This is a genomic window from Haloarcula hispanica ATCC 33960 (assembly GCF_000223905.1).
In the GTDB taxonomy this organism is placed as follows: domain Archaea; phylum Halobacteriota; class Halobacteria; order Halobacteriales; family Haloarculaceae; genus Haloarcula; species Haloarcula hispanica.
This window is the reverse complement of the sequence record NC_015944.1, coordinates 287133-299092: the sequence shown is the minus strand read 5'-3', so window position 1 is coordinate 299092 and position 11960 is coordinate 287133. Positions and strand designations below refer to the sequence as shown.

Sequence of the window (11960 nt, the reverse complement as noted above, 5' to 3'; positions counted from 1 at the left end):
TCAGAACCCGATACCGTCTCGCTGTCGGACTGTCACGTCGTGTCCGTCGACTGTCGACCGAAGCGCCTGCGTGAAGGGCTCAGCGTCGAACTGACCGTGGACTCTGACTGTTGTGGCGGAGCCAGCGTGGGAGTGGGCTGTGATTTTCGGCCGACCAACACGGCCGCCAGAGTGGACCTCGATTTTGTCGAGTGTGTCGTACGACTGTGTCTCGACCGTTTCGGCGGTTTCGAGAGCCGCGTGGACGCCCTCTTCGACCACCCGTGATGCGAACGCCGCGGCCCGCTGGTCCGGCGACCCGAACAGCAGGTCGACGGGTGTCAAATAGTCGTACTCGACGAAGTAGGCCCGCTCCGTACAGAACAACACGTCGACCATCCGGAGCGGGTACGACCCCCGCATCGTGTAATGCAAGTGGACGCGGAGTTCGTCGGTCACGAGAACCACCCTTGCGCGGTGGCGGCGTCAGTGACTGTCCCGTTTGCCGTGACTTTCGCGCGTCCCACTCGATACATCGTATACGCCTGGACGAGCAGGCAGATCGCCCAGAGGGCGTACCCTCCCAGTGCGCTGCCGAGCACCGTCGTCTGGACGGCAAACGCCTGCAACCCCAGCTGTGTCGCTAGCCCGGTCCCGATCAGGAGGACGCTGAAGTAGCCGAAAAACGCCGCGGCGACCCACATTGCGACAATGCGACCCCAGCCCGGCATCGTGTGCTCCGGCAGCCGGACCGTGTTGACGAGCTGGACGATGACGATGTACGGCCACATCAACAGCCCGGACATCGCCGCGCCGACGACCAGGAGCCCGAAGGGATCAGATATCGATATCGGGAGGGTGAGGATGAAGATGCCCCAGCCACAGAAGACGGTCAGCAGTCCCCAGAACAGCCGGGGCAGGCTCCAGCCCGCGTCCCGACCGTACAGCTCGTAGATGATGTCGGAGCTGTTCCGGACGAACGACTCGATGATCGCGTATTCGGTCGTGAACAGGGCGAGAAACAGCGTGACGTAGATGACGCTCGTCGTGAACCCGCCGACCGACGGCGCGATCTCGATGAGCCACATATCGACCGCGTCGCTCGTCGCTCCCGGTGCCTGTGACACCGCGATGACGACCAGCATCGTCGTGACGAGGAGGAGGCCCAGCAGGAAGGTCAACAGGTGTTCGAGCTGTGTCACGCGCCACCAGCCGCGCCACCGTTTGAGGTTTTGCGTGTCCGGGGTGAACGTGAACCCGTCCTCGTGGACCGTCTCGGGGTCGTCGCCGGCGAAGGGGTTCTTGATCCGGCCCTGATACCGCCCCATCCCGTAGCCCTTCTCGCGTATCCAGAGGCTCTGTGAGAGGTTGAGGTAGCCGCCCGCGCCAGCGTAGGCCAGCGCCCCGACCAGCACGGCGATGGTCCCGACCGGCGAGTAGTCGCCGACCTCCGTCAGGCTCCCCGGAACGCCGACCAGCACGTCCACTGACCCGATGAGAACGAACAGCAGCAGGGTGAACGCAATAGACAGCGCCACCAGAACAAGCTGGAGGCTCTCGACGACGTTGTACATCAGCGGCGTCACCTGGTAGGTAATCCAGATGAACACCATGAGCGCGATGCCGAACAGTCGCCAGCCGACGATGTCGACGCCGGCGACGTCGTACGTGCCGAGTCCAAGGCCCTGTGCGCCGATCTGCGCGGCGCTCGCGGCCCACCCCGGCCAGCCGAGACTGATGAACCCGCCGACCAGCATGGCCAGCGGGAGAACCGGATGGACCCGTTCGAACGCCCGAAACACGCTCTCACCGGTCGCCAGTGTCCACCGCTGTATCTCCGTATTGATGACAAAGTGGAGACAGACCGCCACGAGGAACAGCCAGTACAGTCCCCAGCCGTAACTGGCGACCAGATGCGGCCAGAACAGCGTCTCGCCGCTGCCGAGCGACGCCCCCAGCATGATCGCGCTGGGACCGACGACGTGGCGGAGCTTCGGCACTTTCGGCAAGGAGAGTTCTCTGAACCGCCCACCCGTCCCCGTGTCCGGATGGGCATCGCTCTCCGGTGCCACCTCGAGGTTGTCGTACGCGACCGGCGTGTACGATGAGATGGGATACCGCTGCTCTTTGCGAGAGGCGTACACTTCCGATGTCTCTGACTCCGCGTCTTCCGTTACGTCCGACTGTTCCGTCGGCTTTTCCTCTGGCATCGGTGAACTCACCCACCGACGTAGTGCCAGACGTGCTCGTGGTCGGCGGCCAGGTCGACCTGTGGGAGGTCTTCGAGCGCGGGTCCGATAGCGTCCCACCACTCGTCAGCGGTCTTGTAGCCCGCCGGATGCTCCTGAAACACCTCGGTAATGAGCTTCCCGGCATCCGTGTTGGGGTTTTCACGGAGGTAGTCGTACGCGGCCCTCAGCGCTGCACGCCGGTCGTCGAGTACGTCCCCCGTCCCCGGCAGGTCCGCGTCGGCGATACTGTGTTCGACCGGCGGCTCTCGTTGCTGCTGTTGCGCGTCCGAGCCGACGAGCTGGGAGAACGGGATCCACCAGACCCGGCTCCGTGCGCCGACCTTCCGCGTTTCCAGCTCACCCCGCTCGACGAGTACTTCGAGCTTGTTGTGTGCCGTTTTCCGGGAACAACCGAGTGCGTCCATCACATCGGTTGCCGTCAACGGCTTCGCCTGGTCCGTTCGGTCTCGAAACACCGAGAGCACTCGCTCCGGTGTGAACTCTGCCGTGGACGGTGGCGACCCGTCAGCCCGACCATCGTCCGCGGTATTGCTCATACGTAGCCATTACAGTCGTATGTAATAGACTTTTCTGCAGAGAACTCCGATCCGGGAGCAAACGACCTCCTTCCGTCTGACGCTCGATGGGTCTCAATTTCACACGAAGGTAGGAAATCACTTCCCGGTCGACGCACCGACAACGGCTGTTGCAGATATCCCAAATCCGGTCCACTTCCGACAGCAACCACGTTGCCGTCGGACCGGTCCACCCCTTACTCGGCCGGTTCCCGCGGCGGCACCGACTGCTCGGTTTCCACGACCGCACGGTCGGGGAGTTCGGGGTTGGGTGTCCGACCGACCGTCAGCAGGCGTTCGGTGAGTGTCAGCTCCTCCGGACTGGGGCTCGGTTTCTGGACTTCCTCGTAGTCGACGACCACCTGCCCGTCTTCGGCCGTAATGCGCACCGCACAGAGCTGGTAGGAGGGGTAAAACACCGGCGGAAGGAGCCCGATGATGCCGTCCCGACGGTGGAGGCGTTTGAGCCAGGTCCCGCTGTTGACGACCAGCCCGTCGTCTACCGACTGCACGCTCGGCCGGTGCGTGTGACCGTAACAGAAGACGACCACGTCTTCCTTTTCGTCGAACACTTCCCGGGCGGCTTCCTTGTACGGTGTCTGGGTATCGACCGTGAGGTCGGTCTCAAAGACTCCGAACCGGTTGATGGTCTTCTTGATGTCCTGTCGCAGAAGGTACAACGGGATGCCCACGAGCAACAGCAGCCCGGCCAGCGACGCGTTCACGACAAGCAGCATCCAGATGGCGGTGCCGACCGTGCCGAACTGGCCAAGAAACGACGTCGTCGTTTCGACCGGCGCGGACCAGACGCCCAGCAGGTTCAGCGCCGCCAGAATCGCCAGGATGGCGCTGATGTTGAACAGTAACAGGAACGGGACCAGCGCGTACCGCAGCAGCGGGTTCATCTCCCGGTAGAAGTACTTCGAGAGCATCCACACCGGGACCCGCTCGGTCGGCGTTACGGCCTGGACGTCCTTGAGCCAGTTGTACCGACCCCGGTCCGACAGCTGGCCGGCCCGACTTGTCACGAGCGTGTTGTAGTAGTAGCCAAGCGGCGTCACGTTGGTGTCCCCCCAGTCTTCGATGCGGTTGTTGGGGTCCTGCTGATTGCCGTGTTCGAGGTGGATGGCTTGGTCCCCCACCGGACGGGTAATCGACTTCGACTGGACAAGGTCTACGTTGTACGCCGCGAACCGCTCCACGTACTCGTCGTAGGCCGCGAGTTCGTGGTCGTGGTTGCCCGGTATCAGCGTGATCTGGATGTTCTCGCCGGTCTTTCGCAACTGCTCGAACAGCGACGGATAGGTCTCTTCGAGGGCGTCGAACTTCTCCAGTCCCGACATGCCGGTGAACTCCCACAGCCCGAACGCGTCGCCGTTGATGAGTAGTTCGGCGTGCTCGTCGGTGGTCTCTAACCGCCCCAGAAAATCGAGTAGTTCGTCGAGAAATTCCACGTCCTCTAGCTGCTCGTCGCCGCCGATGTGGAGGTCGCTGATGACGTAGTAGACGCGGTCGTCGGCGGTGCAGTCCATTGAATACGGGTTCTTGATCCACAGACAAAGGCGTTGCTCTCCGGGAAATCACGACGGGAAATTGTGGTCTCAGCCGGGACTGTGGCGTATAGACGCGCTTCAACCGATATCGAGACCTGCTCGATTACAGTTCCAGCACGGCCCGGAACCGCGCTTCGTTGTCGATCATCCGCCCGTATGCTTCGTTGACGTCTTCGAGCGGGTAGGTCTCTATCTCCGGCGCGATGTCACGGAGCGAACTGAACTCCAGCGTGTCCTGTGAGTCGCGTGCGTGTCCGGAGGCCCAGCCTTCGACACCGCCCCGGCTCTGGACGAGCTGCTGTGCGCTCACTTCCACTGGCTCGCCGGGAACGCCGACGACTACGACTGAGCCATCGACGCCGATTCCGCTGACGATAGAACTGATGGCGTCACTCGACGGTGCCGTCGCCAGCACGACGTCGGCCCCACCGAGTTCCTGTAGCCGCTGGCCGGCATCCACGTCCGCCGCGTTGATGAAGTGGTCGGCTCCCAGCTCTTTCGCCAGCGATTCCTTCTCCGGCGTTCGGGAAATGGCGGCCGTCTCGAAGCCGGCCGCGTGAGCATACTGGACCCCGAGGTGACCGAGCCCGCCGACGCCCTGCACCGCGACCAGATCTCCGACGTTCGCATCGCTGTTCCGCAGCGCGTTGAACGTCGTCACGCCCGCACAGAGTAACGGCGCTGCGGCCGTCGCGTCCAGCGCCTCCGGAATCTTGGCGAGCGCTTCCGACGGTGCGGTCATGTACTCGGCGTAGCCACCATCGTAGCTCAGCCCAGTGATTTCGCCGTTCTCACACTGGAGGAAGTTCCCCTGTCGACACTGCTCACACGTCGAACAGTGGCCGCCGTGCCAGCCGACGCCGACCCTGTCGCCCACGTCCCAGGCGTCGACAGCGTCGCCGACGGCATCGACGTGTCCAGCCACCTCGTGGCCGGGAACCCGCGGATAGGAGACGACCGGGTTGGTCCCCTCTTTCGTGAACACGTCGCTGTGACAGATGCCACAGGCGTCGACCGAGACCCGTACCTCGCCCGGGTCGGGTTCGGGCACGTCCCGTTCGACGACCTCGAAGTCTGCCCCTGCCTCAGGCACGACCGCCGCTCGCATTGTGTCTGACATAGCGATACTTCCGGCTCGACGCGGATAAGCGGCCAGTTACCAGAGAGTTGTACGAGAGCGTCGGCTGCGATACAGCCGTGCCAATCGGTTCAGTCCGCCTCCCGATTCATACTGCCGGCTGTACGTCTGTGAAGAATCTCGCCACCTCGGGGTGGCAAATACCTTGAAATAGTTACAGCCGGCAGTATCAGGACCGGAGCCGCTGAATGCGCTTCTCAGTCGGGGGATGGGTCGAGAACAGTTTCTCGAACAGCCCCTTGTCGGCGTTGAAGATACAGAGGGCGTTCATGCTGTCCTCGACTTTCGATTCGCGTCCTTCAGCACCGCGTGAGATTTTTTCGAGCGCACGGGCCAGCGGCTCGCCGGTGCCGATGGCGCGGCGCGCGTCCGCGTCGGCGACGTACTCCCGATACCGTGAGATAGCCAGCACGAACACCATGACCAGCGCGTTCGCGAGCGAGGAGGCGATCATCGCCATGATCCAGGAGCCAACGTTTCGCTCGCCGCCGAACAGTACCGCGAAGTAGGCGACGTAGCCGACGAGCATCCCGATAGACTGGCCGACGACCATCGTGATGACGTCCCGGTTCTTGATGTGGGCCAGTTCGTGTGCGATCACGCCCTCCAGTTCGTCGTCGTCGAGGAGTTGCATCAGTTCGCTCGACACGACGACGACACCCGCACCTTTCCGTCCGACCGCGAAGGCGTTGGGCACGCCCATGTCCATCACCATCAGCCGGGGCTCCTCGATATTCATATCTCTGCAGAGCCGCCGGACCATCTGGTGGACGTAGCCGAACCGCTGGTCGTCCGGCATATCCTCCGCGCCACGGAGTGCCAGCCACTTCCCGAGTTTGTACTGGATCGCCGGCACCACGAGGATTCCGACGAGGAGCACCGGGACGAGCGGCAGGCCCAACAGCACCGACAGTGCCGTGCCGGCGAAAACGTAGAACGCGAACAGAATCGCACCGACGACGAGCATCCGCACCTGTAATCCGAAGTCTGCCATACAGGGTCAAGTCCGTCCGGCCGTATAAACCGTCTGGCCGACGATGCCGCTCGTGTCACTGGGTTTTAGCCACAGGTACGGTGACGATTCCGGGGAAATTCGTCGATTCAGTCCACACAGCGGTCGGTCATTATGCTTTGCGGAGTGCGTAACTCCGACGGCCGTGCGTTTCGAGCGTGAGAGACGCCAGCCGCCAGTCGGTCTCCGCACAGAACTGGTGGACGGCAGGGATGACGCCGTTCACGATTTTGTAGTCGTCGCCCGCGATTAGCCGTCCGCTGTGACGGCCCGCTGGCTCTCTGAGTTCGGCCAGCGTCGCCTCATACTCGTGGGAGCTGTTGATATACACCCAGTCGAGCGAGTCGGTGTCGGCATCACGGAGCACGGAGATGGGCCCAGCGTCCCGCAGACGGACAGCACCCCCGTGCTCGCTACAGCGCCGCTCGACAGCCTGGCGCTCCTCGTCGCTTTCCCACTCATCGATCAGAGAGAGCGTCTCCGGCCGCGTGACCCGGACGATTGATTCGGCGAACCGTCTCCGGTCCCGAACTCGGCGGCGGTCGCGCTGGTCGGCATGTATTCGAGGAGGTCCGTACGGTGGGGGAGGAGTTGCACGTTTTCAAGCTCTGCCGCCGGGAGCGACTCCGGGACAGCTTCCTCTCGGTTCAGGATGGTCGCTGCTGCGGCTCCCTCGGACGTGTCGGGTGGGAACACGGTCTGGCAAAGTCCGGCGCCCAGCGGGTAGCGGCGGTCCGGACAGGACTCAGTGATAGCGCGGTTCACCCGCGATAGTGACGTTCTGGTGTCACGATACCGCAACGGAGCGTAAAAGCATGCTGACTCCGACTCTCACTGGAGAGCCGAAAACCTATGCGCTTGGGTTCGAAACGACCCTGGCATGTCTCTCTCCCGTTTTGTCGGGCGGTTCCGGCCTTACTCCGTCCCGCTCTGTCTGTTTGCCCTGGTGGCTATCGCTGTGCTGTTCGTCCCGCCTCTGGTTCTCGGGGGCGCGACCGGCCGCACGTACGCCCTGACCATGGCAGTTCTCATCGTCGCGATCTCGTCGGTCCTTCCGTATGCCGTCGCCGTCGGTGTGCTGACCGTCCCGTTCCTCTACACTGGAATCGGTAGTTACGCGGCCCCAGAGGTGTTGCCGACCGATGCAGAGCCGTTCGGGCTGGCTGCAGCACTCCGGCACGTCATCGCTGGCATCTCGTACGTCGTCGCGGCCACCGCCGTCGGCGCTGTCGGCATCGGCCTCGATTTCGCGGCCTCCAGTGGTTCGGACCCGTTTCCGGCGGTCGGTTTCCCACCGTTTCCGGCACTCGGGTTTCCGCCGTTTTTGATGCTCGGTGGGGTGGTCATCGCCGGTGTCTACGTTGCGCTCCAACTGTGGCGGTACGAGAGGTCGGTGCGGGGCCTGGGGTGGGAGACGGTTCTCGGGACGGTCGTTCTTGGCACGTTCCTCGCCGCATCGCCCGTCGTCGCGCTCTGGATTTTCGGGTCCTATGGCTTCTGAACGACCGTACACTACCTGTAGTAGCCAGTCAATCTGCTGTCCGTCCGATAGTCGGCGCTACCCGCCGGCTTCCAAACGGCTTAAAGTCGCAAGCTCCGGTATCCGATAATGACTCAGCAACAGTCCTCGACAGACGGCGGTCCACGAGCGAGCGGCATGCCGATGCTCGGTCTCGGAACGTGGCAGAACGACGACGCAGAACAGTGTGCGGAAAGCGTCCGGACGGCGCTTGAGGCCGGCTACCGCCATATCGACACCGCACAGGCCTACGACAACGAAAGCGCCGTCGGCGACGGTCTCGCTGCGGCTGACGTGGACCGCGACGATATCTTCCTGGCGACGAAGGTCTGGATCTCGAACCTCTCGCACGACGACGTGATCGAGACGACCGAGGAGAGCCTCGACAAACTCGGCGTCGATTCGGTGGATCTGCTGTACGTCCACTGGGCGGCGGGCGAGTACGAACCCGAGGAGACGCTTCCGGCGTTCGACGAACTCGTCGACCGCGGCTTGATCGACAACGTCGGCGTCTCGAACTTCGAACCGCACCACGTCGAGACGGCGATGGACGTGCTCGATGCTCCGGTGTTTGCAAACCAGGTCGAGACGCACCCGTTCCTCCAGCAGTCGGAACTCCGCGAGCACGCGGCGGAACAGGACTACGAACTGGTGGCGTACTCCCCGCTGGCACGCGGTGAAGTGTTCGGTCACGACGTCATCGAAGCCATCGCCGACGACCACGACGCGAGCGAAGCGCAGGTCAGCCTCGCGTGGCTCCGCGAGAAGGGCGTGACGGCGATCCCGAAAGCCACGAGCGAAGCCCACATCACCGATAACCTGGCGAGCCTCGACCTGTCGCTCTCCGACGCCGAAATCGACCGTATCGACAGCATTGACACGGTCGACCGACGCGTCGATCCGGACTGGTCGCCCGCCGCCTGGGACTGAGCCGGATTCGGGCTTTCCCAGTCGTTTTTGCCGATACGACTGTCGGCCCGTGACACCACGTCTCCCACAGCCCTCTTCACATCTCGGCCCCTTGTACGCACAATGAGACATCTTCGCTTTAGGGGGTGGTCCGACTGACCTGGCCCATGCTGCGGTCCACGTCTACGGATCGCCCGTCGATCCCGGCCCGCTACCGTGACACCGCGCTGTTCGTCCTGCTCGCGGTATTGTTCGGTGGCTCGTTCGTCGCGATCAAAACCGGGCTCCGTGAGCTGCCACCGGTGCTGTTTGCCGGTCTCCGGTTCGACCTGGCAGCGGTGACGCTGCTTGGCTACATCGTCCTTACCCGGCCCCGGTCGACGTGGCTGCCACGGACGCGCGCGGACTTCGTTGGAATCGGGATGGCGGCGCTGTTCCTGATCGCACTCAACAACGGGCTGTTGTTCCTCGGTCAGGGCGCGACCACGCCCGCAGCGGCGTCCGTGATGTACGGCCTGAACCCGATACTCGCCCCCGTGTTCGCCTGGTGGCTGCTGGGTGACCGACTATCGTGGCTCGGTGCGCTCGGTATCGGTATCGCGCTGAGCGGCGTTATCCTCATCGTGCAGCCGTCGCCGTCGACGTTCACCGATGCGAGCGCCATCGGGCAACTTCTGGTCCTCGGCGCGGCAGCGGCCGTTGCACTCGGTAGCGTGTTCCTCCAGCGTGTCGGCCCCCAGATGGACAGTACACCGCTGACTGCGTGGGCGATGGCTGTCGGCGCGGTGTTGCTCCACATCGCGAGCCTGCTGGCCGGGGAGCCACCTACGGCCGTCATCGGCATCGGCCCCGAAACGATTGCGAGCATCGTGGCCGTGGGCATCCCCTCGACGGCAGTCGCGTACGCCATCTACTTCGGCCTCATCAAGCGTATCGGCCCGGTCCGTGCGAATCTGGTCGCGTACGTCGTGCCGATTTTCGCCGCGCTCATGGGCTGGGTACTGCTGGGCTCGTCGGTGTCACTGTGGACGTTCGTCGGCTTCCTGGTCGTCGTTGCGGGCTTCGCTCTCATCGAGCGTGTGACCATCCGCATGGAACTGCGCCGGCTCTATCACCGCTTCGAGGAGACATCCTCGTCCCAGCAGACACCGCCGTGTGACGACTGACGTCTGCGGTTGCAGTAGAGCGATCACGATCTGGATTTGACGAAACAGGCCCAGCCAATCATGTACCGGCAGCCCCAAGCCACGATATGGACCCTTCTGACGTGGAGACGGTGTTTGTCGCCGGAGCCAGCGGCGGGACCGGGCGCGCGACGCTCCGACTGCTCAGTTCGCGCGTGCCGACGGTCCGAGCACTGACCAGCACACCGTCGAAAACAGACGACCTGCAGGCGGCCGGCGCTGACGAGGTCGTCGTCGACGACTTGCTGAACCCGACTGCGTTGGCCGAGGCGCTGTCGGACGTTGATGTCGTCCTGAGCGCCGTCGGCTCGAACATCACGGACGTCTGGTCCCGGGACGAGTACGTCGACGGTGCGGGAACCATCAATCTCCTTGATACGGCCGTCGACGCTGGCGTCGAGGCGTTCGTCATGGAATCCGCTATCGGCGTGGGTGACGAGCCGGCCAGTCCGCTCGCGACGGCCTTCGACGTCGTCATCCAGCCGATACAACGTGCGAAAGCGGAGGCCGAGGCCGCGATTCGCGACGCCCCGGTCCGACACACGATCCTCCGCCCGGGCGTGCTCACGAACGGGCCGCGAACTGACACCGTCTCCGTCGCCGAGCCCGGAGCGAAGCTCTGGGGCAGCGTTTCGCGGGCTGACGTGGCCCGACTGATGATCGCATCGCCCGTCACACCGGCAGCCGAAGACCGGACGCTGGAAGTCGTTGCCAAGCCGTCGTTCCCGGACCGTGCGCTAGATGTCGAGTGGCAACTCCCCCGGAGTGGGGCGTCGGAGACCGTGGCAGTTGATACGCCGGACGACGACCCGTAGTGGGCAATCCACCCGTGTGCAAATACGCCTCCAGCGTGAAAGGCGGCTGATGACTGACGTGGACCACGCGAACGCTGGCTATCGGCGGCTGTTCGGGGGGGACGGCCTCTCGTTCGGCCTCGGGTTCCCGCTCACGGGCGAAACGGAGTCGACGCCGGATATCGACGCGGAACTCCGGCTCGCAAGCCACGCCGAAACAGTCGGCTTCGACGCGCTCTGGGCGCGAGACGTGCCGACGTACTGGCCGCGTTTCGGGGACGCCGGCGGGGCCTTCGACCCGTGGTCCCTGCTGTCCCACGTCGCCGCCCACACCGAGTCGGTGGCGCTTGGCACCGCGAGTATCGTTCTCCCGCTGCGCCATCCCCTCCACATGGCGAAATCGGCTGCGACCGTCGACCGGCTTTCCGACGGCCGTCTCGTGCTGGGCGTCGCCTCGGGCGACCGCGACCCGGAGTATCCGGCGTTCGGCGTCGACCCCGAGAACCGGGGCCAACTCGTCCGCGAAAGCGTCGAGGCGCTTCGCGTGCTCTGGCGCGAGGAATACCCGACGCTCGATGGCTCCTGGGGCTACCTCGACGGAGAACTCGATGTCCTCCCGAAACCGACAACGGACACGCTCCCGCTCTTCCCGACCGGCAACGCCAGACAGTCCACGGAGTGGATCGCCGAGAACGGCGACGGCTGGATATTTTACCACCTTCCCGAGTCGACCCTGGAGTCGTATCTCGACACATGGCGGAGCCACGCGTCAGAGAAGCCGTTCACGATTGCCGTTCAGGTCGAGTTCGCTGCTGATCCGACGGCGGAGCCCGAACCGCTCCACCTGGGCTATCGTGCCGGCGTCGAGTGGTTCAGAGAGTACTTCCGACGGCTCGAAGAGCACGGCCTCGACCACGTTATCGTCGGGCTTCGAGCGGCGGAGCCAGAGGCGGCGATGACGACCTTCGCAAGCGAAATCATCGACGAACTGTGACTCCAGCTGTCGATACCGTTCCTGCGAAACTCGCGGCGGATGACGCTTCCGTCGATCCAATCGACTGCCTGC

At 64.0% G+C, this 11960-nt stretch carries 13 protein-coding genes; 5 read left to right on the top strand and 8 right to left on the bottom strand.

Annotated features, from left to right (window positions below; genetic code table 11):
• The 8 genes from HAH_RS18630 to HAH_RS20235 form a co-directional block, all read right to left on the bottom strand.
• Nucleotides 1–447 carry a hypothetical protein gene (locus tag HAH_RS18630; protein ID WP_023843013.1) on the bottom strand — a complete coding sequence of 149 codons (447 nt, stop codon included), beginning with the start codon at nt 445–447 and terminating at the stop codon, nt 1–3.
• Nucleotides 435–2189: an Nramp family divalent metal transporter gene (locus HAH_RS18625; RefSeq protein WP_014031254.1), complete on the bottom strand. Its 1755-nt coding sequence runs from the start codon at nt 2187–2189 to the stop codon at nt 435–437. The genes HAH_RS18630 and HAH_RS18625 overlap by 13 nt, the downstream gene beginning before the upstream one ends.
• Before the next feature lie 8 nt (nt 2190–2197).
• Entirely contained in the window at nt 2198–2767 is a 570-nt protein-coding gene (locus HAH_RS18620; protein ID WP_014031253.1) for a helix-turn-helix transcriptional regulator, read from the bottom strand.
• A gap of 215 nt (nt 2768–2982) precedes the next feature.
• Nucleotides 2983–4317, bottom strand: coding sequence for a metallophosphoesterase (locus HAH_RS18615; protein WP_014031252.1), 1335 nt, complete (start codon nt 4315–4317; stop codon nt 2983–2985).
• A gap of 124 nt (nt 4318–4441) precedes the next feature.
• Nucleotides 4442–5446 (bottom strand): alcohol dehydrogenase, encoded by a 1005-nt coding sequence (locus HAH_RS18610; protein WP_044952883.1) that lies wholly within the window; start codon nt 5444–5446, stop codon nt 4442–4444.
• 199 nt (nt 5447–5645) lie between these two features.
• Nucleotides 5646–6470 (bottom strand): M48 family metallopeptidase, encoded by an 825-nt coding sequence (locus tag HAH_RS18605; RefSeq protein WP_008312162.1) that lies wholly within the window; start codon nt 6468–6470, stop codon nt 5646–5648.
• A gap of 130 nt (nt 6471–6600) precedes the next feature.
• The gene (locus HAH_RS20240; RefSeq protein WP_014031250.1) at nt 6601–6855 is read right to left on the bottom strand and encodes a hypothetical protein; all 255 of its coding nucleotides are present in this window, start codon (nt 6853–6855) and stop codon (nt 6601–6603) included.
• Nucleotides 6856–6953: 98 nt separating this feature from the next.
• Nucleotides 6954–7184, bottom strand: a complete 231-nt coding sequence (locus tag HAH_RS20235; RefSeq protein ID WP_014031249.1) for a hypothetical protein — start codon at nt 7182–7184, stop codon at nt 6954–6956.
• A 184-nt stretch (nt 7185–7368) separates the two neighbouring features.
• Between HAH_RS20235 and HAH_RS18595 the strand changes: the two genes are divergently transcribed.
• The 5 genes from HAH_RS18595 to HAH_RS18575 all read left to right on the top strand — a co-directional run bounded on the left by HAH_RS18595 (nt 7369) and on the right by HAH_RS18575 (nt 11888).
• Nucleotides 7369–7989 carry a hypothetical protein gene (locus HAH_RS18595; protein ID WP_023843011.1) on the top strand — a complete coding sequence of 207 codons (621 nt, stop codon included), beginning with the start codon at nt 7369–7371 and terminating at the stop codon, nt 7987–7989.
• Nucleotides 7990–8145: 156 nt separating this feature from the next.
• Entirely contained in the window at nt 8146–8937 is a 792-nt protein-coding gene (locus tag HAH_RS18590; RefSeq protein ID WP_079891654.1) for an aldo/keto reductase, read from the top strand.
• A gap of 146 nt (nt 8938–9083) precedes the next feature.
• Nucleotides 9084–10082, top strand: coding sequence for a DMT family transporter (locus tag HAH_RS18585; RefSeq protein WP_014031246.1), 999 nt, complete (start codon nt 9084–9086; stop codon nt 10080–10082).
• A gap of 86 nt (nt 10083–10168) precedes the next feature.
• Nucleotides 10169–10915: an NAD(P)-binding oxidoreductase gene (locus HAH_RS18580; protein ID WP_014031245.1), complete on the top strand. Its 747-nt coding sequence runs from the start codon at nt 10169–10171 to the stop codon at nt 10913–10915.
• Between the two features lie 49 nt (nt 10916–10964).
• Nucleotides 10965–11888 (top strand): LLM class oxidoreductase, encoded by a 924-nt coding sequence (locus tag HAH_RS18575; RefSeq protein WP_014031244.1) that lies wholly within the window; start codon nt 10965–10967, stop codon nt 11886–11888.
• Nucleotides 11889–11960: the final 72 nt, after the last annotated feature.

Coding starts and splice junctions, on each gene's coding strand:
- HAH_RS18585 (WP_014031246.1), top strand. CDS start 9,084: ATGCTGCGGTCCACGTCTACGGATCGCCCGTCGATCCCGGCCCGCTAC.
- HAH_RS18595 (WP_023843011.1), top strand. CDS start 7,369: ATGTCTCTCTCCCGTTTTGTCGGGCGGTTCCGGCCTTACTCCGTCCCG.
- HAH_RS18615 (WP_014031252.1), bottom strand. CDS start 4,317: ATGGACTGCACCGCCGACGACCGCGTCTACTACGTCATCAGCGACCTC.
- HAH_RS18575 (WP_014031244.1), top strand. CDS start 10,965: ATGACTGACGTGGACCACGCGAACGCTGGCTATCGGCGGCTGTTCGGG.
- HAH_RS18605 (WP_008312162.1), bottom strand. CDS start 6,470: ATGGCAGACTTCGGATTACAGGTGCGGATGCTCGTCGTCGGTGCGATT.
- HAH_RS18625 (WP_014031254.1), bottom strand. CDS start 2,189: ATGCCAGAGGAAAAGCCGACGGAACAGTCGGACGTAACGGAAGACGCG.
- HAH_RS18590 (WP_079891654.1), top strand. CDS start 8,146: ATGCCGATGCTCGGTCTCGGAACGTGGCAGAACGACGACGCAGAACAG.
- HAH_RS18610 (WP_044952883.1), bottom strand. CDS start 5,446: ATGCGAGCGGCGGTCGTGCCTGAGGCAGGGGCAGACTTCGAGGTCGTC.
- HAH_RS18580 (WP_014031245.1), top strand. CDS start 10,169: ATGGACCCTTCTGACGTGGAGACGGTGTTTGTCGCCGGAGCCAGCGGC.
- HAH_RS18620 (WP_014031253.1), bottom strand. CDS start 2,767: ATGAGCAATACCGCGGACGATGGTCGGGCTGACGGGTCGCCACCGTCC.